The 26,172-nt window shown below is 59.4% G+C and carries 23 protein-coding genes; 5 read left to right on the top strand and 18 right to left on the bottom strand.

Annotation, left to right across the window (positions count from 1 at the left end; translation table 11 throughout):
- Positions 1 to 121: 121 nt before the first annotated feature.
- The 7 genes from FIV35_RS03785 to FIV35_RS03755 form a co-directional block, all read right to left on the bottom strand.
- The gene (locus tag FIV35_RS03785; protein ID WP_034101352.1) at positions 122 to 1,006 is read right to left on the bottom strand and encodes an ABC transporter permease subunit; all 885 of its coding nucleotides are present in this window, start codon (positions 1,004 to 1,006) and stop codon (positions 122 to 124) included.
- Complete coding sequence (locus FIV35_RS03780; protein WP_034139718.1) at positions 1,003 to 1,923, bottom strand: ABC transporter permease subunit; 921 nt, start codon at positions 1,921 to 1,923, stop codon at positions 1,003 to 1,005. The genes FIV35_RS03785 and FIV35_RS03780 overlap by 4 nt, the downstream gene beginning before the upstream one ends.
- A complete protein-coding gene (locus tag FIV35_RS03775) occupies positions 1,920 to 3,062 on the bottom strand; it encodes an ABC transporter ATP-binding protein (RefSeq protein WP_034101355.1) in 1,143 nt (380 codons plus the stop codon). The genes FIV35_RS03780 and FIV35_RS03775 overlap by 4 nt, the downstream gene beginning before the upstream one ends.
- A gap of 66 nt (positions 3,063 to 3,128) precedes the next feature.
- Complete coding sequence (locus FIV35_RS03770) at positions 3,129 to 4,223, bottom strand: polyamine ABC transporter substrate-binding protein (protein WP_034139719.1); 1,095 nt, start codon at positions 4,221 to 4,223, stop codon at positions 3,129 to 3,131.
- A 150-nt stretch (positions 4,224 to 4,373) separates the two neighbouring features.
- Positions 4,374 to 5,468 carry a polyamine ABC transporter substrate-binding protein gene (locus FIV35_RS03765; RefSeq protein WP_034139911.1) on the bottom strand — a complete coding sequence of 365 codons (1,095 nt, stop codon included), beginning with the start codon at positions 5,466 to 5,468 and terminating at the stop codon, positions 4,374 to 4,376.
- A gap of 184 nt (positions 5,469 to 5,652) precedes the next feature.
- Positions 5,653 to 7,017 carry an aspartate aminotransferase family protein gene (locus FIV35_RS03760; RefSeq protein ID WP_034101357.1) on the bottom strand — a complete coding sequence of 455 codons (1,365 nt, stop codon included), beginning with the start codon at positions 7,015 to 7,017 and terminating at the stop codon, positions 5,653 to 5,655.
- A gap of 58 nt (positions 7,018 to 7,075) precedes the next feature.
- Positions 7,076 to 8,434 (bottom strand): glutamine synthetase family protein, encoded by a 1,359-nt coding sequence (locus FIV35_RS03755; protein WP_034139720.1) that lies wholly within the window; start codon positions 8,432 to 8,434, stop codon positions 7,076 to 7,078.
- Positions 8,435 to 9,042: 608 nt separating this feature from the next.
- On the opposite strand from FIV35_RS03755, the gene FIV35_RS03750 reads away from it, so the two are divergent.
- A complete protein-coding gene (locus FIV35_RS03750; RefSeq protein ID WP_034101359.1) occupies positions 9,043 to 10,419 on the top strand; it encodes a glutamine synthetase family protein in 1,377 nt (458 codons plus the stop codon).
- 223 nt (positions 10,420 to 10,642) lie between these two features.
- Positions 10,643 to 11,272: a TetR/AcrR family transcriptional regulator gene (locus FIV35_RS03745; protein WP_034139721.1), complete on the top strand. Its 630-nt coding sequence runs from the start codon at positions 10,643 to 10,645 to the stop codon at positions 11,270 to 11,272.
- 115 nt (positions 11,273 to 11,387) lie between these two features.
- Here the strand turns inward: FIV35_RS03745 and FIV35_RS03740 are convergent, their stop codons facing one another.
- The 10 genes from FIV35_RS03740 to argE form a co-directional block, all read right to left on the bottom strand.
- Complete coding sequence (locus tag FIV35_RS03740; RefSeq protein ID WP_003176783.1) at positions 11,388 to 11,603, bottom strand: TOBE domain-containing protein; 216 nt, start codon at positions 11,601 to 11,603, stop codon at positions 11,388 to 11,390.
- Positions 11,604 to 11,632: 29 nt separating this feature from the next.
- On the bottom strand, positions 11,633 to 12,439 hold the full coding sequence (gene ssuB / locus FIV35_RS03735; protein WP_034101361.1) for an aliphatic sulfonates ABC transporter ATP-binding protein: 807 nt from the start codon (positions 12,437 to 12,439) through the stop codon (positions 11,633 to 11,635).
- Positions 12,436 to 13,224, bottom strand: coding sequence for an aliphatic sulfonate ABC transporter permease SsuC (gene ssuC, locus FIV35_RS03730; protein ID WP_034139722.1), 789 nt, complete (start codon positions 13,222 to 13,224; stop codon positions 12,436 to 12,438). Before ssuC ends, ssuB begins: the two co-directional genes overlap by 4 nt.
- 9 nt (positions 13,225 to 13,233) lie before the next feature.
- Positions 13,234 to 14,382 (bottom strand): FMNH2-dependent alkanesulfonate monooxygenase, encoded by a 1,149-nt coding sequence (gene ssuD / locus FIV35_RS03725; protein ID WP_034139723.1) that lies wholly within the window; start codon positions 14,380 to 14,382, stop codon positions 13,234 to 13,236.
- 25 nt (positions 14,383 to 14,407) lie between these two features.
- Positions 14,408 to 15,376: a sulfonate ABC transporter substrate-binding protein gene (locus tag FIV35_RS03720; RefSeq protein ID WP_034101364.1), complete on the bottom strand. Its 969-nt coding sequence runs from the start codon at positions 15,374 to 15,376 to the stop codon at positions 14,408 to 14,410.
- A 96-nt stretch (positions 15,377 to 15,472) separates the two neighbouring features.
- Positions 15,473 to 16,066, bottom strand: a complete 594-nt coding sequence (ssuE, locus tag FIV35_RS03715; RefSeq protein WP_034139724.1) for an NADPH-dependent FMN reductase — start codon at positions 16,064 to 16,066, stop codon at positions 15,473 to 15,475.
- Between the two features lie 257 nt (positions 16,067 to 16,323).
- Complete coding sequence (locus FIV35_RS03710; protein WP_034139725.1) at positions 16,324 to 16,962, bottom strand: peroxiredoxin; 639 nt, start codon at positions 16,960 to 16,962, stop codon at positions 16,324 to 16,326.
- A gap of 270 nt (positions 16,963 to 17,232) precedes the next feature.
- Positions 17,233 to 18,603, bottom strand: a complete 1,371-nt coding sequence (locus tag FIV35_RS03705; protein ID WP_034139726.1) for an OprD family porin — start codon at positions 18,601 to 18,603, stop codon at positions 17,233 to 17,235.
- A 644-nt stretch (positions 18,604 to 19,247) separates the two neighbouring features.
- Positions 19,248 to 20,549: an amino-acid N-acetyltransferase gene (gene argA, locus FIV35_RS03700; RefSeq protein WP_034139727.1), complete on the bottom strand. Its 1,302-nt coding sequence runs from the start codon at positions 20,547 to 20,549 to the stop codon at positions 19,248 to 19,250.
- A 135-nt stretch (positions 20,550 to 20,684) separates the two neighbouring features.
- On the bottom strand, positions 20,685 to 21,833 hold the full coding sequence (gene argE, locus FIV35_RS03695; RefSeq protein ID WP_034139728.1) for an acetylornithine deacetylase: 1,149 nt from the start codon (positions 21,831 to 21,833) through the stop codon (positions 20,685 to 20,687).
- A 158-nt stretch (positions 21,834 to 21,991) separates the two neighbouring features.
- Here argE and FIV35_RS03690 point away from each other — a divergent pair, with 158 nt between their 5' ends.
- Entirely contained in the window at positions 21,992 to 23,359 is a 1,368-nt protein-coding gene (locus FIV35_RS03690; protein ID WP_034101370.1) for a CYTH domain-containing protein, read from the top strand.
- 87 nt (positions 23,360 to 23,446) lie between these two features.
- Here FIV35_RS03690 and FIV35_RS03685 read toward each other — a convergent pair whose 3' ends face one another.
- Positions 23,447 to 23,917 (bottom strand): Lrp/AsnC family transcriptional regulator, encoded by a 471-nt coding sequence (locus tag FIV35_RS03685; RefSeq protein WP_003195279.1) that lies wholly within the window; start codon positions 23,915 to 23,917, stop codon positions 23,447 to 23,449.
- 126 nt (positions 23,918 to 24,043) lie between these two features.
- Here FIV35_RS03685 and FIV35_RS03680 point away from each other — a divergent pair, with 126 nt between their 5' ends.
- Positions 24,044 to 24,382, top strand: coding sequence for a hypothetical protein (locus FIV35_RS03680; protein ID WP_034139729.1), 339 nt, complete (start codon positions 24,044 to 24,046; stop codon positions 24,380 to 24,382).
- 83 nt (positions 24,383 to 24,465) lie between these two features.
- Positions 24,466 to 26,130 (top strand): GspE/PulE family protein, encoded by a 1,665-nt coding sequence (locus tag FIV35_RS03675; RefSeq protein ID WP_034139730.1) that lies wholly within the window; start codon positions 24,466 to 24,468, stop codon positions 26,128 to 26,130.
- The last annotated feature ends 42 nt before the right edge of the window (positions 26,131 to 26,172 follow it).

Genomic DNA, 26,172 nt, shown 5'->3' with positions numbered 1-26,172 from the left:
GCGAGCAAAAAAGTGTGGGAGGGGGCTTGCCCCCGATTGCTGAGAGTCAGTCACTGCATCTGTAGACTGATTCACCGCTATCGGAGGCAAGCCCCCTCCCACATTTGGATCGCGTAGATCTTTAGACCGGTGCTGGCGCGCGGCGCTTGTCCGGTTGCTGCCAGCCGTCGGCGGCGGCCTCTTCGATGGCTTGTTGGATGGCCTTCTTGCGCATCTCTTCGGCACGCCTGCTGAAGAACCACACCAGGAAGGTCACCAGCGACACTGCCAGCAGAATCAGGCTGGCCACGGCATTGATCTCGGGCTTAACCCCCAGACGCACGGCCGAGAACACTTCCATCGGCAGGGTCGTGGAGCCTGGGCCCGACACGAAGCTGGCGAGTACCAGGTCATCCAGGGACAACGCGAACGACATCATGCCGCCCGCCGCCAATGACGGCGCGATCATCGGGATGGTGATCAGGAAGAACACCTTCCACGGCCGCGCGCCCAGGTCCATCGCCGCTTCTTCGATCGACAGGTCCAGCTCACGCAAGCGCGCCGACACCACCACCGCCACATACGCGGCACAGAACGTGGTGTGGGCGATCCAGATGGTCACGATGCCACGCTCCTGGGGCCAGCCGATCATCTGCGCCATGGCCACGAACAGCAGCAACAGCGACAGACCGGTGATCACTTCCGGCATCACCAGTGGCGCGGTCACCAGGCCGCCGAACAGGGTGCGGCCTTTGAAGTGACTGATGCGCGTAAGCACAAAGGCCGCCAGGGTACCCAGCGCCACCGCAGCGATTGCGGTGTAGCAGGCGATTTCCAGGGAGCGGGCCACCGAGCCCATCAATTGGGTGTTATCCAACAGGCCCACGTACCACTTGATCGACCAACCGCCCCACACCGTCACCAGTTTGGATTCGTTGAACGAGTAGATCACCAGAATCAGCATCGGCAGGTAGATGAACAGCAACCCCGCCACCAGCATGAAGCTTGAGAAACTGAAGCGCTTCATATCTTGCCCTCCATCTCTTTGGCTTGGCTGCGATTGAACAGGATGATCGGCACGATCAGGATAGCCAGCATCACCACCGCCAGTGCAGAGGCCACCGGCCAGTCACGGTTATTGAAGAATTCCTGCCACAACACTTTACCGATCATCAGGGTTTCCGGGCCGCCCAGCAGTTCCGGGATCACGAACTCGCCCACCACCGGAATGAAGACCAGCATGCAGCCAGCGATGATGCCGTTCTTGGACAGCGGCACGGTGATCTTCCAGAAGCTGTTGAAGGTGCTCGAACCCAGGTCAGACGCGGCTTCCAGCAGGCTCTGATCGTGCTTCACCAGGTTGGCGTACAGCGGCAGGATCATGAACGGCAGGTAGGAATAGACCACGCCGATGTACACCGCGATGTTGGTGTTGAGGATCTGCAACGGTTCGCTGATCAGCCCGATGGACATCAGGAATCCGTTGAGCAAGCCGTTGTTGCTGAGGATGCCCATCCACGCATACACGCGGATCAGGATCGCGGTCCAGGTCGGCATCATGATCAGCAGCACCAGCACGGTCTGCATCTCTTTGCGCGCGCTGGCGATGGCGTAGGCCATCGGGTAACCGATCAGCAGGCACAGCAGCGTGCTGAAGAACGCCATTTTCAGCGACCCCAGGTACGCGGCGATGTACAACTCGTCGTCGCCAAGCATCGCGTAGTTGGCCAGGTTGAGCACCAACTGCAGCTTCTGCTCAATGAAGGTGTAGATCTCGGTGTACGGAGGGATCGCTACATCGGCTTCGGCAAAGCTGATTTTCAGCACAATGAAAAACGGCAGGGCGAAGAACAGGAACAGCCACAGGAATGGAATCCCGATGACCACCTGCTTGCCGCTGGGGACGATGCGGAGCAAGCGCCGCTTAAGCTTCTTCATGTTCATGAGCGAAGCACCACGCCGCTGTCGTCTTCCCACCAGACGTAAACCTGATCACCCCAGGTGGGGCGCTGGCCACGGCGCTCGGCGTTGGCCACGAAGGACTGCACCAGCTTGCCGCTCGGCAGCTCCACATAGAACACCGAGTGGCCGCCCAGGTAGGCGATGTCGTGGACCTTGCCGCTGGACCAGTTGTGTTCGCAGGTCGGCATTTCGGTGGTAACCAGCAGTTTTTCCGGGCGGATGGCGTAGGTCACCGACTTGTCTTCCACCGAGGTGGCAATGCCGTAGCCTACGTAAATGTCGCGGTCCAGGTCCGCGCACTTGAGCACCGCGTGGCCTTCGGCGTCGTCCACCACTTGGGTGTCGAAGATGTTGACGTTGCCGATGAACTCGCACACCAGGCGGCTGGTGGGGGTTTCATAGATATCGATCGGGCTGCCGATCTGGGCGATCCAGCCCAGGTGCATGATTGCGATGCGCTCGGCCATGGTCATGGCCTCTTCCTGGTCGTGGGTCACCATCACGCAGGTCACGCCGACGCGCTCGATGATTTCCACCAGCTCCAGCTGCATCTGCGAACGCAGTTTTTTGTCCAGGGCGCCCATAGGCTCATCGAGCAGCAACAGCTTCGGGCGCTTGGCCAAGGAGCGGGCCAGGGCCACGCGCTGACGTTGGCCGCCGGACAACTGATGCGGCTTGCGCTTGGCGTACTGGCTCATCTGCACCAGCTTGAGCATCTCGGCCACGCGGGCGTCGATCTCGGCCTTGGGAATCTTGTCCTGTTGCAGGCCGAAGGCGATGTTCTGCGCCACGGTCATGTGCGGGAACAGCGCATAGGACTGGAACATCATGTTGATCGGCCGCTCATAGGGCGGCATATCGGTGATGTCCACACCGTCGAGGTAGATGCGGCCTTCCGTTGGCCGTTCGAAGCCCGCGAGCATGCGCAGCAAGGTGGATTTGCCCGAACCCGAACCGCCGAGCAAGGCGAAGATCTCGCCTTTCTTGATTTCCAGGGACACATCGTCCACGGCAATCGTCTCGTCGAACTTCTTCGTGACCCGGTCGATTTTGACCAGCACCTTTTTCGGTGTCTGGTCGCCCTCGAGGGCTTTCTTATAGGCGCCGGAGGCAACTGCCATTTACGAAACTCCCAAAAAAATAGACTGCGGTTCACCCGAGGCGGGCGAACCCAGGAAAGTTGTGCCTTATTTGCCCGTCTTGACCTTGGTCCAGCTACGGGTCATTAAACGCTGCACCTTCGGGGGTAGCTCGAAGTTGACGAATGTCCGGTCGAGAACCGCCTGCGGTGGGTAAACCGCTTCGTCGGTGCGTATCGATTGCTCCATCAGCTTGTCCGCCCCGGGGTTAGGGTTGGCGTAGCCGACGGCGTCACTGACCTGAGCGATCACCTCAGGTTGCAGCAAATAGTTGATGAAGGCATGGGCCTCCTTGACGTTGGTGGCATCCTTGGGGATGGCCAGCACGTCGAACCACAGGTTGCCGCCTTCTTTCGGAATGACGTAGGCGATGTTCACACCTTTGCCCGCCTCGCTTGCGCGAGCCTTGGCCTGGAACACATCGCCAGAGAACCCGGCGGCCACGCAGATATTGCCGTTGGCCAGGTCAGAGATGTATTTGGACGAGTGGAAGTAGGTCACGTAGGGCCGCACTTTCAGCAGCTTTGCTTCGGCCTTTTTGTAGTCTTCCGGGTTGGTGCTGTTGGGGTTCAGGCCCATGTAGTTGAGCACCGCCGGCAGCATTTCATCCGCCGAATCCATGAACGACACACCACAGGTGGCCAGTTTTTTCATGTTTTCCGGTTCGAACAGTACGGCCCAGGAGTCGATATGGTCGACGCCCAGCACTTCTTTGACTTTGTCGACGTTATAGCCGATGCCATTGGTGCCCCATAGGTACGGCACGGCGTACTGGTTGCCCGGGTCGTTCTTTTCCAGGCGCTTGAGCAGTGCCGGGTCGAGGTTGGCGTAATTGGTCAGCAACGATTTGTCGAGCTTCTGGAACGCCCCGGCCTTGATCTGCTTGCCGAGGAAGTGGTTGGACGGCACCACCACGTCGTAGCCGGTGTGCCCGGCCAGCAATTTGCCTTCCAGGGTTTCGTTGGAGTCGAACACGTCGTACACAGGTTTGATGCCGCTCGCCTTCTCGAAGTTGGCCAGGGTGTCGGTGCCGATGTAATCCGACCAGTTATAAATATGCACAGTCGGCGCAGCCTGCACGCTGACAGCCAGCGTGATACCAGCGCCCACCAACATGGCTTTGCGAAATAAAGAAATTGGCAAGTGGAGGTCCTCTTAAATAGTTGGGCCCAAAGTTGTTGCCCGGCAACAAAACCGGCGCGCAACTTACCCTCGATAAACCGATCCGGCAAAACTTTCTGTCATTTAATTAATGTGTGGGAGAGCGTTTCCCCCTCCCACAGGTTTCAAGGCTTACTTGCCCGATTTGATCTTGGTCCAGCTGCGTGTCATTTCACGCTGGGTCGCGGCTGGTAGGTCAGCAATGGCATAGAGCTTGGCTTGCACATCCGCCGGTGGATAGATGCCTGGGTCGCTGGTGATGTCTTTGTCGACCAGGGCGGTGGCCTTCTCGTTACCGTTCGGGAAACGCACGCTGTTGGTGATCGACGCCATGACTTCCGGCTTGAGCAGGTAGTTCATGAACTTGTAGGCCGCGTCGACATTCTCGGCATCCTTAGGAATGGCGACCATGTCGTAGAAACTGCCGGCGCCTTCTTTCGGAATGTCGTACGCCACTTTGACCTTGCCACCGGCTTCAGCCGCGCGGGACTTGGCCTGCTGGATATCACCCGAATAACCCACGGCTACGCAGATGTTGCCGTTGGCCAGGTCGGAAATGTACTTGGAGGAGTGGAAGTAACCGATCGAAGGACGGATCTTCAGGAACAGTTCTTCGGCTTTCTTCAGGTCGTCTTTCTTCTGAGTGTCGGTCGGCAGGCCCAGGTAATGCAGGGCAATCGGCAACATTTCAGTCGGTGAATCAAGGAAGCTCACGCCGCAGCTTTTGAGCTTGGCGATGTTTTCAGGCTTGAGCAGCGTGTCCCACGAGTCGATCTTGTCCACGCCCAGCGCAGCCTTGACCTTCTCCGGGTTGTAGCCGATGCCGATCGAGCCCCACATGTACGGGAAGGCGTGCTTGTTGTCAGGGTCGCTGACCGACACGGTTTTGAGCAGGGATTTGTTCAGGTTGTCGTAGTTGGACAGCTTGGACTTGTCCAGCTCCTGATAAACGCCGGCCTTGATCTGCTTGGCCAGGAAGTTGTTCGACGGTACGACGATGTCATACCCGGACTTGCCGGCCAGCAATTTGGCCTCCAGGGTCTCGTTGCTGTCGAACACGTCGTACACCACTTTGATGCCCGACTCTTTTTCAAAGTTGGCGATGGTGTCCGGTGCGATGTAGTCGGACCAGTTGTAGACGTGCAGCACTTTATCGTCTGCCTGGGCCGCGCCTGCCATTGCGCCCATCAGGGACAAGGCGAGGAGGGTCTTGCCCGCGTTCTTCAAACCTAATGCCTTCATTTGGTGATGCTCCAATTTTTTCTTTTTTTGGGCCACAAGCTATGTATGTTCCGCAGCCCAGCCAATGGGCAACAAAACAGGGCGACAGTCTGGCAAGTTCAGGGGCCGGCTTTCAACCAAAGCCCCCACATTTATAACCACTCGGTGCGCTGAGCACTGAGCCTAGCACTTAGCCTTGCAATGCCGCCAAAGTCAGGTCCAGGCACTGGCGGGCCTTGGTCACCAGCTCGTCGATTTCCGTCTTGCTGATCACCAGCGGCGGCGAAATGATCATGGTGTCGCCCACGGCGCGCATGATCAGGCCATTCTCGAAGCAGAACGTGCGGCAAATCATGCCAACGCCCTTGCCTTCGTAACGCTTGCGCGTGGCCTTGTCCTGCACCAGTTCAATCGCACCGAGCATGCCGACGCCACGCACTTCACCCACCAGAGGGTGATCCGCCAGCTCCCTCAGACGTTTCTGCAAATAGGGTGCCGTTTCGTCATGTACACGCTTAACAATCTGTTCATCGCGCATGATGCGGATGTTTTCCAGTGCGACTGCCGCCGCTACCGGATGACCGGAGTAGGTGAAGCCATGGTTGAAATCGCCGCCTTCGTTAAGCACGGCCACCACGTCATCGCGCACGATCAGGCCGCCCATGGGGATGTAACCCGAGGTCAGGCCCTTGGCGATGGTCATCATGTGCGGCTTGAGGCCATAGAAATCGCTACCGAACCACTCACCGGTACGGCCGAAACCGCAGATCACTTCGTCGGCGACAAATAGAATGTCGTACTTGGCGAGGATTTCCTTGATGCGCGGCCAGTAAGTCTCAGGCGGTACGATCACGCCGCCGGCGCCCTGGATCGGCTCGGCAATAAAGGCACCGACATTGTCCACGCCCAGTTCCAGGATCTTCTCTTCAAGCTGGTTGGCAGCCCACACGCCGAACTCTTCGGGGCTCATATCGCCGCCTTCGCCGAACCAATACGGCTGGGCGATATGGACGATGCCCGGAATCGGCAAATCGCCCTGCTCGTGCATATAAGTCATGCCGCCCAGGCTGGCGCCGGCCACGGTGGAGCCGTGGTAGCCATTCTTGCGGCTGATGATGGTTTTCTTGTTCGGCTGGCCTTTGATCGCCCAGTAGTGGCGGACCATGCGCAACATGGTGTCGTTGCCTTCGGAGCCGGAACCGGTGAAGAACACGTGGTTCATGCCGGCTGGAGCGATGTCGGAAATGGCCTTGGCCAGTTCCAGCACCGGCGGGTGAGCGGTCTGGAAGAACAGGTTGTAGTACGGCAGTTCTTTCATTTGCTTGGCGGCGGCGTCGGCCAGTTCATCGCGACCGTAACCGATCGCCACGCACCACAGGCCGGCCATACCGTCGAGGATCTTGTTGCCTTCGCTGTCCCACAGGTACACGCCGTGGGCTTTGGTGATGATTCGTGGGCCTTTCTCTTTCAATTGCTTGAAATCGCTGAACGGCGCCAGGTGGTGATCACTGCTCAAGGCTTGCCATTCACGGGTTTGCGGGTTGTTGCTGGACATACCGATCTCCTAGACTTTTCAGTGAAGGGCGCGCCGTTCAAAGGGCGCGCCCGGCGCATCAGACGGCAAAGAGCAGGAATTCCCGCTCCCACGAACTGATGACGCGCTTGAAGTTTTCATGCTCGGCCCGCTTGACCGCGACGTAGCCTGTGATGAATTTGTGCCCCAGGTATTTCTCGATGGTCTTGCTGTTTTCCATACGCTCCAGGGCGTCTTCGATGGTCAGCGGCAAGCGCAGATTGCGCCGCTCGTAACCACGACCCACCACCGGCGCGCTCGGGTTATGGCCTTCGACCATGCCGATAAAACCGCACAGCAGGCTGGCGGCAATCGCCAGATATGGGTTGGCATCGGCGCCCGGCAGGCGGTTTTCCACGCGGCGGTTCTGCGGGCCGGCATCCGGTACGCGCAGGCCCACGGTGCGGTTTTCTTCGCCCCATTCCACGTTCACCGGCGCCGAGGTATCCGGCAGGAAGCGGCGGAACGAGTTCACATTCGGCGCAAACAACGGCAGCAATTCAGGGATGAATTTCTGCAAGCCGCCGATGTGGTTGAGGAACAGCTCACTCATGGTCCCGTCCTCATTGGAGAAGACGTTCTTGCCGGTGGTGATGTCGATGATGCTCTGGTGCAGGTGCATGGCGCTGCCGGGCTCGCCGGTCATGGGCTTGGCCATGAAGGTGGCGGCCACATCGTGCTTGAGCGCGGCTTCACGCATGGTGCGTTTGAACACCAGAATTTGGTCGGCCAGGGACAGCGCATCGCCGTGACGGAAGTTGATTTCCATCTGCGCAGTGCCGTCTTCGTGGATCAGGGTATCGAGGTCCAGTTCCTGCAGCTCGCACCAGTCGTAGACGTCTTCGAACAGTGGGTCGAATTCGTTGGCCGCTTCTATAGAGAAGGACTGGCGACCGGTTTCCGGGCGACCGGAACGACCAATCGGCGGTTGCAGTGGGAAGTCCGGGTCTTCGCAGCGTTTGGTCAGATAGAACTCCATCTCCGGCGCCACGATGGGCTGCCAGCCTTTATCGGCGTAGAGCTTGAGGACTTTCTTGAGCACGTTGCGCGGCGACAGCTCGATGGGGTTGCCTTGCTTGTCATAGGTGTCGTGGATCACCTGTGCGGTGGGCTCGATGGCCCAGGGCACCAGGAACACCGCGTTCTGGTCGGGGCGACAGATCATGTCGATGTCGGCCGGGTCGAGCAATTCGTAATAAATGTCGTCTTCGACATAGTCGCCGGTCACGGTCTGCAACAGAACGCTCTCGGGCAGGCGCATGCCTTTTTCGGCGATGAACTTGTTGGTCGGCGAAATCTTGCCTCGGGTGATACCGGTGAGGTCGCCAATCATGCATTCGACTTCTGTGATCTTGTGGTCTTTCAACCAATCGGTGAGCTGGTCGAGGTTGTTACTCATAAATGCCTCTGGGCTGGGTTTCCTGGCATCCATTAAAGGCCAGGCGTTGGTTGACGCAGCATCCGCGTCGTTTCTTCACTCAGGGTAGGAGCTTACCTGCCATTTGGGGTGGTAATGCATTCCTCACGCCAAAGTCGTGCAGAATCATGAGCGGCACCCGGGGTCAGCGCCCTTCAGAGGCGAAGGCGCGGTGAGTGAGGGGGGAGAAAAAAGGTCGCCCGAGGCGTCAAGAATATTGGCCGGGGCATGGGTATTCACGCAGGATGAGTGAACGGATGACAAAGCCCGTGAGAAGCAGGCCGAGACGCCGATTAGCGGCAGGCGAGACATGAAGCACCCCGGTATTATTGCTGTTATGGGTTTGAATCGAGCTTAGCCTTGTTCATTTTTTTACACAACACCCCCGTAAAAAATACAACACGGCCCGCTCAAGCCTGCGGTGCCCAAGCCGTTCAAAGCGGAAAAAACGCCCCGAAAAGCCCCAAAAAAGCCGTCACGGCGCTTTTTTAGGGCAAAAAAGGCCTCGCTTGACTTCGGCATGCCGTTCGGGTTGACTGAAACCAGAAAAGATCAATGATTGATATTTTTAACAACAAAGGTGTTGCATCATGTCGGTACCCCCGCGTGCCGTTCAGCTTAACGAAGCGAACGCGTTCCTTAAGGATCATCCTGAGGTTCTGTACGTAGACCTTCTAATTGCGGATATGAATGGTGTGGTGCGCGGCAAGCGCATCGAACGCACCAGCCTCCACAAGGTTTACGAGAAGGGCATTAACCTGCCTGCCTCTTTATTTGCCCTGGATATCAACGGCTCGACGGTGGAAAGCACCGGCCTGGGTCTGGACATCGGCGATGCTGACCGAATCTGTTATCCAATCCCCGACACCCTGTGCAATGAACCTTGGCAAAAGCGCCCTACCGCGCAGCTGCTGATGACCATGCACGAACTGGAAGGTGAACCTTTCTTCGCCGATCCGCGCGAAGTCCTGCGCCAGGTTGTTAGCAAATTTGACGACCTTGGGCTGACCATCTGCGCCGCCTTCGAACTTGAGTTCTACCTGATCGACCAGGAGAACGTGAACGGCCGCCCACAACCGCCCCGCTCGCCGATCTCCGGCAAACGCCCACACTCGACACAGGTCTACCTGATCGACGACCTCGACGAATACGTCGACTGCCTCCAGGACATTCTGGAAGGTGCCAAAGAGCAAGGCATCCCGGCCGACGCCATCGTCAAGGAAAGTGCCCCGGCGCAGTTCGAAGTGAACCTGCACCACGTGGCCGACCCAATCAAGGCCTGCGACTACGCCGTACTGCTCAAGCGCCTGATCAAGAACATCGCCTACGACCATGAGATGGACACCACCTTCATGGCCAAGCCTTACCCAGGCCAGGCAGGCAACGGTTTGCATGTACACATTTCGATCCTGGACAAGGACGGCAAGAACATCTTTGCCAGCGAGGATCCCGAGCAGAACGCCGCATTGCGTCACGCGATCGGCGGTGTGCTGGAGACCCTACCCGCCCAAATGGCGTTCCTGTGCCCTAACGTCAACTCCTACCGCCGTTTCGGCGCACAGTTCTACGTGCCGAACTCGCCGTGCTGGGGCCTGGACAACCGCACCGTGGCGATTCGCGTACCAACCGGTTCGGCCGATGCGGTGCGTATCGAACACCGCGTGGCGGGCGCCGACGCCAACCCTTACCTGCTGATGGCTTCGGTCCTGGCAGGCGTGCACCACGGTCTGACCAACAAGATCGAGCCTGGCGCTCCGGTGGAAGGCAACAGCTACGAGCAAAACGAGCAGAGCCTGCCGAACAACCTGCGCGATGCCCTGCGCGAGTTGGACGACAGCGAGGTGATGGCCAAGTACATCGATCCTAAGTACATCGATATCTTCGTTGCCTGTAAGGAAAGTGAGCTGGAAGAGTTCGAACACTCCATCTCCGACCTGGAATACAACTGGTACCTGCATACCGTTTAAGCGGTTGCCGCGATAAAAAAACGCCACAGGCTTTGGGTCTGTGGCGTTTTTTTATGGGGCTGTTCTGAGAGACCGGGTCGGTCTTATCGGGGGCAAGCCCCCTCCCACATTTTTGATCTGTGAATACATACCAAGTGTGGGAGGGGGCTTGCCCCCGAGAGCTGCCTGGCAGACAACACAGATTCCTGCTCATACAATGCCCGCTGCCTTGTAGGAGACTTCCATGACCACCCGCCCCGCCGCCCCTCGCAAACCCCGCGCCCGCAGCCAGGCGCGGATCGATGCGATTCTCGATGCCGCCCGCACCCTGCTGGCCGCCGAAGGCGTGGCAAGTCTGTCGATCTACAGCGTGGCCGAACGCGCGCAGATTCCGCCGTCGTCGGTGTATCACTTCTTCGCCAGCGTGCCGGCGCTGCTGGAGGCGTTGACCGCCGATGTGCATGGGGCGTTTCGTGCGGCGATTCAGGCGCCCATCGATCATGAACCCCTCAAGCAATGGCGCGATCTGTCCTGCATCGTCGAGCAACGCATGCTCACCATCTACGACCAGGATGCCGCCGCGCGCCAATTGATCCTGGCGCAGCATGGCCTCACCGAAGTAACCCAGGCCGACCGCCAACATGATCTGGAACTGGGCGACCTGATGTTCAAGGTTTTCAACCGCCACTTCGAGGTGCCGACACTGCCCAGCGATGTGGATGTGTTCGCCCTGGCGCTGGAGCTGAGCGACCGCGTGTACGCGCGCTCGGTGCATCAGCATGGGCTGATCACGCCGCGCATGGCCGAGGAAGGCATGCGGGTGTTCGATGCGTATGTGGGGCTGTATCTGCCAGCTTACCTGCCCAAGCGTTGAGCCTTGCGTTGACTGGGGCGTTCCCATCGGGGGCAAGCCCCCTCCCACACTTTGACCTGTGAATACATTCAAAAGGTGGGAGGGGGCTTGCCCCCGATGACGACCTCAAGCCTGTTCACAACTTGGCGATCGACACCTCAGTTGATTTCACAAAGGCAATCACTTCACTACCAATGACCAGCTCCAGCTCTTTGACCGAGCGAGTGGTGATCACTGAGGTGACGATGCCGGAGGCGGTCTGCACGTCGATTTCCGACAACACGTCACCGACCACGATTTCCTTGATGGTGCCTTTGAACTGGTTACGCACGTTGATGGCTTTAATAGTCATGTCGTTCTCTCTTCATGGGGATAGGTGAGTTATTGCGCCCAACGCAATTGCGTCGGCAGCGGTGAAACAGGTTCGGGGTCGGGCGGTGTACCGGGCAGTGACAGCACGCGGTTGAGTACCTCGGCTTCCAGCGCGGCCAGGCGGTGGGAGCCACGGGCCCGTGGGCGGGGCAGGTCAACGATCAGGTCCAGACCGATTTCACCGTCTTCGATCAGGATCACCCGGTCGGCAATCGCCACGGCTTCGTTGACGTCATGGGTCACCAGCAGCACGGTAAAGCCATGCTGCTGCCAAAGGTTTTCGATCAGTTGCTGCATCTCGATGCGGGTCAGGGCATCCAGCGCGCCCAGCGGCTCATCCAGCAACAGTAGGCGCGGCTGGTGGATCAGCGCGCGAGCCAACGCCACGCGTTGCTTCTGGCCACCGGACAAGGCCGCCGGCCATTCATTGGCGCGCTCGGCCAGCCCCACCGCGTCCAAGGCTTGCAGTGCTTTGGCACGCCAGTCGCCTTTGAGGCCCAAGCCCACGTTGTCGATGATCTTTTTCCACGGCAGCAGACGCGCTTCCTGGAACATCAATCGCGTGTCTTCACGGGCCGCGCTAAGGGGTGCGGAACCGGCTAGCAGCTCTCCGCCGCTGGCGTCGTCCAACCCGGCCAGCAGGCGCAGCAAGGTACTTTTGCCGCAACCGCTACGCCCCACCACGGCGACGAATTGCCCCGCCGGAATGTGCAGATCGATGCCCTTGAGCACTTCCCGCGTGCCGAAGGCTTTACGCAACTTACGCACCGCCAGGGGAATCCCCTTGAGCAGGCGTGGAGGTTGTTGAGCGGTCATGCCGCACCTCCTTTATGCGTTTGGTACGCCGGATGCCAACGCAGCCACACCCGCTCCAGACCGCGCGCGGCCAGGTCCGCCAGTTTGCCGAGGATCGCGTACATCACGATCGCCAGCACCACCACGTCGGTTTGCAGGAATTCGCGGGCATTCATCGCCAGGTAACCAATACCGGAACTGGCCGAAATGGTTTCCGCCACGATCAGCGTCAACCACATAAAGCCCAGCGCAAAGCGCACGCCCACCAGGATCGACGGCAACGCACCCGGCAGGATCACCTGCCAGAACAGGCTGAACCCGGACAACCCATAACTGCGCGACATCTCCACCAGCGCCGGGTCGACGTTGCGAATGCCGTGGTAGGTGTTCAGGTAGATCGGGAACAGCGTGCCGAGGGCCACCAGGAAAATCTTCGCCGTTTCGTCAATGCCGAACCACAGGATCACCAGCGGGATCAGCGCCAGGTGCGGCACGTTGCGAATCATCTGCACCGAGCTGTCGAGCAGGCGCTCGCCCCATGTCGACAGCCCGGTGATAAAGCCCAGCGCCAGACCGATAGCGCCGCCGATCACAAAACCCAGGCCCGCGCGCCAGCCGCTGATGGCCAGGTGCGTCCAGATTTCACCGCTGCGCACCAGGTTAACCCCGGCCTCGATCACCGCGCTCGGCGCCGGCAGGATGCGCGTCGACAACCACCCCGCCGACACCGACACCTGCCACACCGCCAGCAACAGCAGCGGCAGCACCCAAGGCGCCACGCGATGGCTCACTTTTTCAAGGTTCATCGCGCCGCCTCAGCTCTGTGACGCCGCTTTGGGAAGGATATCGTTGGCGACCATTTCGCCGAACGGGCTCACGTATCCGGCGCTTTTCGGCAGTTCTGGACGTTCGATATCCAGGTGCGGGAACAGCAATTCGGCCACGCGGTACGACTCTTCCAGGTGCGGATAACCGGAGAAGATGAAGGTGTCGATACCCAGCGCTGCGTACTCCTTCACGCGCTCGGCCACGGTTGCGCCGTCGCCTACCAGCGCCGTACCCGCCCCACCGCGAACCAGGCCGACGCCGGCCCACAGGTTGGGGCTGACTTCGAGGTTGTCGCGGTTGCCGCCGTGCAAGGCGGCCATGCGATGCTGGCCCACCGAATCAAAGCGCGCCAGTGAGGCTTGGGCGCGGGCGATGGTGTCGTCGTCCAAGTGGGAAATCAGTTTGTCGGCAGCTTTCCAGGCTTCGTCATTGGTTTCGCGCACGATCACATGCAGACGAATGCCGAAGCGCACATTGCGCCCGAGTTTGGCGGCCTTGGCCCGCACTTGTTCGATTTTCTCGGCCACGGCGGCCGGTGGTTCGCCCCAGGTCAGCACCATTTCCACCTGCTCGGCCGCCAGGTCCTGGGCCGCTTCGGAGGAGCCGCCGAAGTACAGCGGCGGCCGTGGCTGCTGGATCGGCGGGTAGAGCAATTTGGCGCCTTTGACGCTGATGTGTTGGCCGTCGTAATCCACGGTTTCGCCTTCAAGTACGCGACGCCAGATACGGGTGAACTCCACCGAGGCCTGGTAGCGCTCTTCGTGGCTGAGGAACAGGCCATCACCGGCCAGTTCTTCGGGGTCGCCACCGGTCACCAGATTGAACAGCGCCCGCCCGCCGGATAAACGATCCAGGGTCGCGGCCTGGCGCGCGGCCACCGTCGGGGAAATGATCCCCGGGCGCAGTGCGACCAGGAACTTGAGACGTTGGGTCACTGGAATCAACGAAGCGGCCACCAGCCACGAGTCTTCGCAGGAACGCCCGGTGGGGATCAGCACCCCGCCGAAGCCCAGGCGATCGGCAGCCTGGGCCACTTGTTGCAGGTAACCGTGGTCCACGGCGCGAGCGCCTTCGGCAGTGCCAAGGTAATGACCGTCGCCGTGGGTAGGCAGGAACCAGAAAATATTGAGGCTCATGGAGTTGTCTCCTGAAGAAGTCGGATTACGGCGCTTTAGCAACAGCGGCCGGAGGCGTCCAGATCACGTCCTTGATGCTCAAGGGCTTGGGGATCAATTTGAGTTGGTAAAAGCTGTCGGCGATTTTCTGTTGAGCGGCCACCACTTGCGGGGTCAGGAACAGCGCGCCGTAGCCCTGGCGTTTTACCGAGGTGAGGGTGATGTCGGCCGGCAGGCCGAGCAGCGGTGCGACTTGGTCGGTGACTTCCTGCGGGTTGGCTTTGGACCACTCGCCCACGGCACGCACCTCTTCCACCAACGCGGTGATCACGTCGGGGTGCTGTTCGGCGTAGGGTTTGGTTGCCAGGTAGAACTGATGGTTGTCGGCGATGCCAGTGCCGTCACGCAGGGTACGTGCTTGCAGTTGTTGCTCGGCGGCGGCCTGGTACGGGTCCCAGATCACCCACGCATCCACACTGCCCCGCTCGAACGCCGCACGGGCATCGGCAGGCGGCAGGAATACTGTCTGCACATCGCTGTATTTCAGGCCGGCGTCCTCCAAGGCGCGCACCAACAGGTAATGCACGTTGGAGCCTTTGTTGAGCACGATTTTCTTGCCCTTGAGCTCGGCCACCGATTTGATCGGTGAGTCTTTGGGCACCAGGATCGCTTCGCTGGTCGGCGCCGGTGGCTCGTAGGCCACGTAGAGCAGATCGGCACCGGCCGCCTGGGCGAAGACCGGCGGAGTTTCGCCGGTCACGCCGAAGTCGATGGAGCCGACGTTCAGACCTTCAAGCAACTGCGGGCCGCCAGGAAACTCGGTCCACTGCACCTGCACGCCTTGGGCCGCCAGACGTTTTTCCAGGGTGCCCTTGGCCTTGAGCAGGACCAAGGTGCCGTATTTCTGATAACCGATCCGCAGGGTCTCGGCGGCGTGAGCTTGAACAATGGCGCCGAAGGACACAGCCGCAGCAAACAGTGCGACCAGACCACGACGCAAGATGACAGTGCGCATGGCGCTCTCTCCAAAAATGCGATGAGGGGTTTTGGCTGCACCTGCTTGGCCGTTGGCGGCTGAGTAAGGTGAGTGTTTCCAGGTTTCAGGTACGGCTTAAATGCTCCAGCGAGCACTCAACAAACGTTCATTCAATACATGCGGATCAAGGGGTTTCGGGCGACGGGCCATGGCGCCGTAGAGCGTCTCCAGCGCCTCGTACAACCGCTGCTCCAGCACCGGCACCAGTTGCGCCTGGGCGCTGCCTTCGCCATAGGCGATCTGGCTGTCTTCGGCAAAAATGCCGTGGAGCAACTCCTGCGCCTTGAGCGCCGACAGCACTGGCTTCAACGCGTAATCCACCGCCAGCATGTGCGCGATGCTGCCGCCGGTAGCCATTGGCAGCACCACCTTATGGGCCAAGGCCCGTTCAGGCAGCAGATCGAGCACGGTTTTCAACGCGCCGGAGAACGAAGCCTTGTACACCGGGGTGGCGATCACCAGGCCGTCGGCGTTGGCCACCTGCTCCAGCAGGTCGATGATCTTTGGGCTGTCGAACCGCGCGTGCAGCAAGTCTTCGGCCGGGAAGTCCCGTACCTGGTAACTCACTACTTCCACGCCTTTGTGTTGCAACCACTGACGGGTTTTTTCCAGCAAGACCCCGGATCGGGAACGCTGGCTGGGACTGCCTCCGAGTGTTACGACCAACATGCAGGAATTCCTTGAGCAAGTGCCGGCGGTTCGCTGAAGTGGCGATGGCGCCAAGATGGAACAGACCTTATCAGTTGATTCATATATCTATAAATCTTATTTTTTCATTTGTTTATTCCATAAAAACATATTGACTTTAACAATCGCCAGGCGAAAAAAAAGGCCGTGGAAACGGCCTGAAAACCCCTGCTTTGATTCAGTTACAGATGCGATGCATCGACGGTGGTAGGGGGCTTGCCACCAGAGCGATATCCGCGTCAACGATTGGGCTGCGGGGTCAGCCGCAAGTACGGCTTCACTGCTCGATAGCCTTTTGGAAAGCGTTTCTTGATCTCGTCCTCGTCCTTGAGCGACGGCACGATCACCACTTCATCCCCGTCCTGCCAGTTGGCGGGCGTGGCGACCTTGTGGTTATCGGTCAATTGCAGCGAGTCGATCACCCGCAGGATTTCATGGAAGTTGCGCCCGGTGCTGGCCGGGTAGGTGATGGTCAGGCGAATCTTTTTGTTCGGGTCGATTACGAACAACGATCGCACGGTGAGGGTATCGCTGGCATTGGGGTGGATCAGGTCGTAGAGATCAGAGACCTTGCGGTCGGCATCGGCCAGGATCGGGAAGTTGACGGTGGTGTTCTGGGTTTCGTTGATGTCTTCGATCCACCTGTGGTGCGAGTCCACTGGGTCAACCGACAGCGCGATGGCCTTGACGCCGCGCTGGGCGAATTCGTCTTTGAGCTTAGCGGTAAAGCCCAGCTCGGTAGTGCATACCGGCGTGAAGTCGGCCGGGTGGGAAAACAACACTCCCCAGCTATCGCCCAACCACTCGTGGAAACGAATTTTGCCGGCGCTGGAATCCTGTTCGAAGTCGGGGGCGATATCGCCCAGTCTTAGGCTCATGGTGTGGCTCCTGATGAGTGCTTATGGAGCCCACTGTGCATGGGTTGTGGCTATTTTAAAAAGAATAAATATCGATTTATCTAGATGATAAAAGAATATTAAAAATCGTTCATTGGACGCTCAACCGGGTGCAAGGCACCATCGTCACCAAGGTTCGAGAAGGCCTTGAGACGCTGTAAAAGAGGGGTTCAGGAAGGGCTTACGGGGGTGAGCCTGACTTGAAAAGCAAGACACCTTGCCCGGCGTTGCGCCGGGCAAGGTTTTACGCAGTTACTTGAACGCGTAGGTATAGCTGACGATTACACGGTTTTCGTCCTGGTCGCGCGCGGCGGCAACATCGTTGCGCCACATAGCGTTTTTCCAGGCCACGCCGACGTTCTTGAACGGGCCTTCCGGCACCACGTAGGCAACAGTGATATCGCGCTCCCACTCGGACTGGCCGGTGAACTCTGCACGGCTACCGTTAACGGTGTCGATGTCAGTACCTTTGAGGTACACAACGCCCGCTGTCAGGCCAGGCACGCCGACCTTGGCGAAGTCATACGCGTAGCGAGCCTGCCAGGTGCGCTCGCCGGCACGGGCGAACTTGGCGATCTGCATGTCGGTGGTGATGTAAGCCGAAGAACCGTCGCCTTGGTTCAGCCAAGGGAAGTCGCTGCTACCGTTGCTGACTTGATAACCACCACCGAAGGTGTGACCACCCAGGGTGTACAGGAACAGGCCGCTGTACAGGTTGTTATCGACCTTGCCGCGACCGGAGTTCACGCCGCTGTAGTTGCCCGAGGAGAAATAGGCCGACTCGTTGCCGTTCTTGCCGTCATCGGTGCTGTGGAAGTAGCGCAGGTCAGATTTCAACACGCCCGGGCCGATTGCCCAGTTGTGAGTCAGACCCAGGAAGTGCTGCTTGTAGAAGTCTTCCAGATTGCCGTAGTAGTACTGGGCAGTCAGGTCCTTGGTGATCTTGTAATCACCACCGGCGTAGTAGAACTTGTTGCTGTCACGCCAGTTGGCGCCGCGGGAGTTGGCACCGGAGATCGACAGGTTGTCGACGTTGCTGGAGTTACGACCTTTGGCTTTTTCGATCTGACCGGCAACCAGGGTCAAATCCTTGATGTCGTTGGTGGTGATCTGGCCACCCTGGAAGGTCTGCGGCAGCAGACGACCGTCGTTGGTCACGATGACCGGCAGCTTGGGCTGCAGAGTCCCCAGCTTCAGTTCGGTCTGGGAAATCTTGGCCTTGGCGGTCAGGCCCAGGCTCGAGTAGTTATCAACGGCTTCGCCGTTGGACTTGCTCGGGAACACAGTGCCACCGTAGGAAGAGGCAGTAGCACCGTTGGTGCCGCCACCGGAATCCAGGCGAACACCCAGCAGGCCGATAGCATCAAGACCGAAGCCTACGGTGCCTTGGGTGTAACCGGAGATGAAACGCAGGTCGAAGCCTTGGCCCCATTCTTCCTGCTTGCTTTGAACACCGGCGCGCTTGTTGGCAGCAGAGCCAGCAGCCGAATCACGGTTGTCGGTGTTGATGTAAAAGTTACGCAGACCCAGGGTTACTTTACTGTCATCGATGAAACCAGCAGCGCCTGCTTGCTGAGCGATTGCGCCCAGGGCTACAGCCAGTGCCAAGGTGGACTTCTTCATGTACCGCTCCTCTCGTTTCTAATTTTTGTAGTTCTTTGGTCTCGGGTCTGACGCCCTCGATCCACAGATGCGCGATTAGCGCCAGATAGTGACTACCAAGTCAATCGTAACCTAGTGTGTCTGCTACTTTCGTCTAATCGCCGTTGATTTGGTCCCTGCAGGGTAATGAGTTTTTCATACACCCAAAAAGAATTGTTTCATTCTTTTTAATACAATTATGGAATAAGCCTTTGCGTAGATCGGGTTGGTCAGCGTAGACGAACCTGTCGAAATGCTAATTCCTAAAAAGTATTTTTTAACGCCATTTAGACCAGTAAAGAATAAACGTAACGCTGCAAACGTCACCTACGATCAAAAAAGCGACGCCATGATGGCCAAACGCATATCCTCCAGTCAATTTGTTACAGTTTTGTATCGGAATAGTTTCTTTTGATGACAAGCCCGGACACTCAAGGGCCGAGCAACACCTTCTTCACGCAATCTACTCCTTGCCGCGCTTACCGTATCGGCCCTTACCGAGCGTTCTGAAGGGTTTATAGCCCTTTATGACAGCCACGTTGTCGCACCCCGGCACACGGCGAGGTCTGAAGGAACCTAAAAAGGTTGGCGCGAGCTAGCTCGCGCCTGCAACAAGGTCGCGAGGGTTAGAGGGCTTTTTCGAAAATCTTCGAATTGCGCTGGTAGTTGTACAGCGAGGCGCGCGCGGACGGCAGACGGTCCACGCTGCTTGGCACAAACCCACGCTCCCGGAACCAATGGGCAGTGCGGGTGGTGAGCACGAACAACGTTTTCAAGCCCTGGGCCCTGGCGCGGGTTTCAATGCGCTCAAGCAGTTCATCGCCGCGCCCGCCGTGGCGGTATTCGGGGTTCACTGCCAGGCACGCGAGTTCACCGGCATCCGAATCGGCGATCTGGTACAGCGCCGCGCAGGCGATGATCATGCCTTCGCGTTCGACCACGCTGAACTGCTCGATTTCGCGCTCCAGCACTTCCCGCGAACGGCGCACCAAAATGCCCTGTTCTTCCAACGGGCTGATCAGGTCGAGCAGGCCACCGACGTCTTCAATCGCCGCCTCGCGTACCAGTTCGAATTGCTCCTGAGCCACCAACGTACCGCCACCGTCGCGGGTGAACAGTTCGGTGAGCAGCGCGCCGTCTTCGGCATAGCTGACGATATGGCTGCGCCCTACCCCGCCCCGGCAAGCCTGGGCCGCTGCGTCGAGCAATTCGGCCTGGTAGTTGCTGCTGCCCAGGCGCTGCAGATGTGCCGGCACCTGCTGCGGACGCAGCTCGCGCACCAAACGCCCATGTTCATCGATCAGGCCGAGATCGGCACCGAACAGCAGCAATTTATCGGCCCCCAAGTCGATCGCGGCGCGAGTAGCGACATCTTCACAGGCCAGGTTGAAAATCTCTCCGGTGGGCGAGTAACCCAAGGGCGACAGCAAGACGATAGAGCGTTCGTCCAGCAGGCGATTGATGCCCTTGCGGTCGACCCGGCGCACTTCGCCGGTGTGGTGGTAGTCCACGCCTTCGAGTACGCCGATGGGGCGTGCAGTTACCAGATTGCCGCTGGCCACCCGCAGGCGCGAGCCCTGCATGGGCGAAGAGGCCATGTCCATCGACAGGCGTGCTTCGATGGCGATACGCAGATGGCCGACCGCATCGATCACGCACTCCAAGGTGGCGGCATCGGTGATGCGCATGCCTTCGTGGTAAGACGGGGTGAGGCCGCGCGCTTCAAGGCGCGCTTCGATCTGTGGACGCGAACCATGCACCAGCACCAGACGCACGCCCAGACTGTGGAGCAGCACCAGGTCGTGGACGATATTGCCAAAGTTAGGATGGTCCACACCATCGCCCGGCAACATGACCACAAAGGTGCAGTCGCGGTGGGCATTGATGTAAGGGGAAGCATGACGAAGCCAATTGACGTATTCGGGCATAACACCTGGGCCTGTAATAAAAAGCAGCCAAAAAAGGATGAATCGTGAAAGCGCACGGCGGGCTGATGGTTATCGTCGGAACAGGCTTGGCGACACGCTCACTCTCCTTCTATGTACGAACAGGCAGGGGTTAATTTATGCGGGTTTCAGGCAGTAATGTTCGATCAATTCCCGCAATAGACGCACTGTAGGCGTCAGGCGTGACATTTCGAGGTATTCGCCCGGCTGGTGCGCACAGGCGATATCGCCAGGGCCGAGCACCAGGGTTTCACAACCAAGGCGCTGAAGATAAGGCGCTTCGGTGCCGAACGCTACTGCTTCGGCACGATGACCGGTCAAACGTTCCGCAACCCGCACCAGCTCGGCGTCTTCCGGCTGCTCGAATGGCGGCACCGCCGGGAACAGCGGCGCGTAGTCGATCTTGACTTGATGGCGCTCGGCCAACGGTTGGAGCTTCTGCCGAATGGCATCGCGCAACACTTGAGGGTCCATGCCGGGCAGGGGGCGCAAATCGAACTCCAGGGAGCATTGGCCACAGATGCGGTTGGGGTTGTCACCACCGTGGATGCAGCCGAAGTTCAGGGTCGGTTGCGGCACGCTGAATTGCGGATTGCGGTACTCGCGCTGCCAGGCCAGGCGCAGGCCGCGCAGTTCACCGATAGCATCGTGCATAGCCTCAAGGGCGCTGCGGCCGAGGCTGGGGTCCGACGAATGGCCGCTGCGACCGAGAATGTCGATGCGCTCCATCATCACGCCTTTATGCAGGCGGATCGGTTTAAGGCCCGTCGGCTCGCCGATCACCGCCGCGCGGCCCAGCGGGCGACCGGCCTCGGCCAGCGCACGGGCGCCGGACATGGAGCTTTCCTCATCGCACGTAGCGAGGATCAGCAAGGGCTGCTTGAACGGTTGATCCAGCAGCGGCAACAGCGCCTCGATGATCAAAGCGAAAAAGCCCTTCATGTCGCAACTACCCAATCCTACCCAGCGACCGTCGATTTCCGTCAGTTTCAGCGGGTCGGTTTTCCACAACGCGGGGTCATAGGGCACGGTGTCGCTATGCCCGGCCAGCACCAGGCCGCCAGGGCCGCTGCCGAAACTGGCGAGCAGATTGAATTTGCCTGGGCTGACGGTCTGGATGTCGATGCTGAACCCCAGATCGCCCAGCCAGCCGGCAAGCAGGTCGATCACGGGGCGGTTGGTCTGGTCCAGGGACGCCTGGGTGCAACTGACCGACGGCGCGGCAATCAACGCGGCGAACTGCTCTTTCATGGACGGCAACGGCATATACAGTCTCCCCACTTCCCGGATGAACCTCACTATAGAGGCATCTGCACGACACAATAAACCGTTGCGGCGCGTTGCCGGGCTCAGTCCTGTACACTGCACGACCTTGGCAGCCACTCTTTTCCCCGGCTGCGCTCCCGATCCTGGATTTTCCGGCCATGCAGAAAGAAACCGAAATCAAGCTCCGCGTCAGCCGCGAAACACTCGCCGCGCTGCGTGAGCACCCGTTACTGAAAAAACGCAACAAAAGTGGCTGGGAACGCCGTGAGTTGATGAACCAGTATTTCGACACCCCCGAGCGCGACCTGGCCCAGGCCAAGGTTGCCCTGCGCCTGCGCAAGGACGGTGACGACATCATTCAAACCCTCAAGACCCGTGGCCAGAGCGTCGCCGGCTTGTCGGAACGCAACGAGTACAACTGGGACTTGCCCAAAGCCAAGCTCGATGTGAAGAAACTTGACGGCGAGTGCTGGCCCGAGCAACTGGCCGAACTGGACAAAAAAACCCTCAAGCCGATTTTTACCACCGACTTCGTGCGTGAACGCGCCGAAATTGCCTGGGGCCGCGGCAAGGCCAAGGTGGTGATCGAAGCGGCTCTGGACCTGGGCCATGTAGTGGCCGGCAAACAGAAAGAAGAAATCTGCGAGCTGGAACTGGAACTGCGCGAAGGCGAGCCGGCCGCCCTGCTGGAACTGGCCGCCGAACTGGCCGCCACCCTGGCGCTGATGCCATGCGATATCAGCAAGGCCGAGCGCGGCTACCGCCTGTATGACGCCAGCAGTTACTCCCTGAGCCTGCCGGCGCCACAGCTACACGCCGAAATGCCGCTGGACGATGCTTTCGCCGCCCTGATGTGGCACCTGCTCGGCAGCAGCCAGCGCCTGGCTGAACAATACCGTTTCAACGGCCACTGGCGCCTGCTGCAGGACTGGGTCGATAACCTCGGCGAACTGCGCGCTCTGGTCGGCAGCCTCGGCCAGGCCGCGCCCCGCCAGTCCACCAGCGAACTGCGCACTGCGCTGGACGCGCTGTTGGAAGACTGGCGCCCACTGGTGCAGGCCGGTGACGATGATGAAGACATCCGTAAAGCCGCACCGGAACAATTCGCCGAAGAATTGGAAGACGTGCGCTGGGGCCTGTTCTCACTCAACACGTCGCGCTGGCTGATGGCCCGCACCTGGACCGCCGACCGCAACGTACGTGGCAACCGCCAGGGCGCCGCGCAAATCGCCAACTGGTTGCCGCGCCTGCTGGCCGACGACGCCGTCGCCTTGCAACTGCCACGCTACCAACAGCAGCCGGAAGACTTGGCCGAGCAACTGCCACGTATCGAACGCATCCAGGCCTGGCTGCACCACGCCCGCCATGTGCTGGACATTCCCGAACTGGATCGTCTCTACGGCGAGCTGAACAAGTTGGCGCTATTGGCCAACCAGCCGATCACTGATGAGTCGCTGGATGCGCGGATGCACCAGGCGATTGCGGTGTATCAGAACCGTGCGTGGAAGACCCTGCTGCGTTTGTAACATTGCAATCGGCCGCCAGCCCTCCTCCCACATATGAAATGCATTCCAAGTGTGGGAGGGGGCTCGCCCCCGATAAGATCCACCCGATCAGCGCAATACTGGCAGGCTGGTGGTCGACTTGATTTCAGACAGCGCCACAATCGAATTGACCTCCTGAATCCCGGGCACCATCGACAGCTTCTCGAAGAAAAACCGTTCGTATGCTTCGATGTCCGACGTCACGATGCGCAGCAGGAAATCCACCGCGCCCATCAGCACATAACACTCCAACACTTCCGGAAAGCCGCGAATCGCCTCGGTGAATTCGGTGAAGTTGGAACGGCCGTGGGCATTGAGTTTGACCTCGGCGAATATCTGCGTGTTAAGGCCGATTTTCTTGCGATCCAGCAATGTCACCTGACCGCGTATCACCCCTTCTTCCTTGAGCCGTTGAATCCTGCGCCAACAAGGCGACTGGGACAGACCGACCTGCTCAGCGATCTGCGCGCTGGACAGCGACGCATCTTCTTGCAGCAAGGCCAGGATGCGGCGATCGTAGGCGTCCAACTCACTGTGCATAAAAATACCTTCTTTGGACCTTCTATTGGATTGAATACGTTTTTATGTCCGTATTCACGCCAATATTAGATAAGAAATCTCCGAGGTTGGATGTAAAAATTCCTCCACTCAATCTGGAGAGTCAGCATGCACGCCGTCGAAACCACTCTGCCTGTCACCCGCGTCGATGCATGGGCCGTCAACACCGCCCACTGTCAGGCCCACTACCAGATCGTCGCCGAAGCCGAGCCCGATGTGCTGTGCCGCGTGCTCAACTATTTCGCCCTGCAATTTCTTACGCCTCGGCAGGTCTCGGTGAGTCGAGACGTAGACGTACTGAATATCCAAATTGTGCTCGATGGTCTGAGCTGGCATCGGGCCCAGGTGATCGGAGAAAAGATTCGAAACCTGATCAGCGTATGTTCTCTGGACGTGTGGACGCCCGATGCACTGGGGGCCGGCGTCCAGATGGCGGTCGCCAGGTAAAAACCTGCAACACAGGTTGACGGGGCGAGCGTCGGAGGCTGACTAGCCTGGGAGAACATCCAAGGCCATCCGGAAACCTCATCATGCCTGCTGATCGTCGTTTGGAACTGCACCCGTTGCTGCCACCCTTGGTGGAATATGGGCTGATTACGCCCGACATCGCGCACCGCTTATCGGCGTTGCCAGCCGATACGACCCGCCACCCACTGGAGCGCATCGCGGAGCTGGGGCCATGCCTGGAACGCCTCACTCAGTGGCTTGCCGAGCAGGCCGGGCAAATCTATCTACGCATCGACCCGCTGAAGATCGACGTCGCGACGGTGGTGCCGCTAATGTCCCATGCGTTCGCCCAACGCCACGGCATCCTGGCGGTGGCCGTGGACGCGCAAACCGTCACCGTTGCCAGCGCGCAACCCTATGTGACCTGCTGGGAGGCCGGCCTGGCGCAGGTGCTCAAGCGTTCGATCACGCGCGTGGTGGCCAACCCGCAGGATATTCAGCGCTGCATCGGCGAATTCTATCGACTGGCAAAATCGGTCAACGGTGCTGAGCAGAAGGTCACCGCGCCAGGCCATCCGGACCTGCTCAACCTTGGGAGCAGCGATCAGGAGCCGGACGCTAACGATGCGCACATTGTCCATATCGTCGATTGGCTGCTGCAGTACGCCTTTGCCCAGCGGGCCAGCGATATCCATATCGAACCCTGCCGGGATCAGGGTCGCGTGCGCTTGCGCATTGACGGGCTGCTGCACGATGTCTATCAATTCCCACCCCAGGTTGCGGTGGCTGTGGTCAGCCGCCTCAAGAGCCTGGGCCGCATGAACGTGGCGGAGAAACGTAAACCCCAGGACGGTCGGGTGAAGACCAAAAGTCCGGCGGGTATGGAAATCGAGTTACGCCTGTCGACCCTTCCCACCGCCTTCGGCGAAAAACTGGTGATGCGGATTTTCGACCCTCAGGTCCTGCTCAAGAATTTTGACCAGCTGGGTTTATCGGATGACGACCGGCACCGCTGGAATGCCATGACGCGCCAGACCAACGGCATCATCCTGGTCACCGGGCCTACCGGCTCAGGCAAAACCAGCACGCTCTACACCACGCTTAAACAGCTCGCGACCCGTGAGGTCAACCTGTGCACCGTGGAGGACCCGATCGAGATGGTCGAGCCGGCGTTCAATCAGATGCAGGTGCAACACAATATCGACCTGACCTTTGCCAGCGGCATCCGCGCCCTGCTGCGCCAGGACCCGGACATCATCATGATCGGCGAGATCCGCGACCAGGAAACCGCAGAAATGGCTATCCAGGCCGCGCTGACCGGGCATCTCGTGCTGTCCACCCTGCACACCAACGACGCGCCCAGCGCCATTAGTCGGCTACAGGAACTGGGTATTGCTCATTATTTGATCAAGGCTACCTTGTTGGGGGTGATGGCGCAGCGCTTGGTACGGGTGCTATGTCCTTATTGCAAGCGCATGGGCGATGACGGCCATGAAGCGGTGGGGTGTGCGGAGTGCCGTCATAGCGGTTACCGGGGAAGAGCCGGTGTTTACGAAATTATGATATTGAACGAGTCGCTCAAAGCCCTGATTACCCCGGGCGCCGATGTTCAAGCCCTGCGTCAGGCAGCGATGGCGCACGGGATGTGCAGCTTGCGCATGGCGGGCATGCAGAAGGTCAGGACGGGGCAGACCTCCTTGGCTGAAGTGCTGCGGGTCACCCCCTCAGATTCAGTAACAAATCCCTAGATTACGGCGCGGACAGATCGTTCTTATCGCAGACAACACCAT

Origin of the sequence: Pseudomonas rhodesiae, assembly GCF_007858255.1 — a bacterium.
Classification (GTDB): Bacteria; Pseudomonadota; Gammaproteobacteria; order Pseudomonadales; family Pseudomonadaceae; genus Aquipseudomonas; species Aquipseudomonas rhodesiae.
This window is presented reverse-complemented; position numbering and strand designations above follow the sequence as displayed.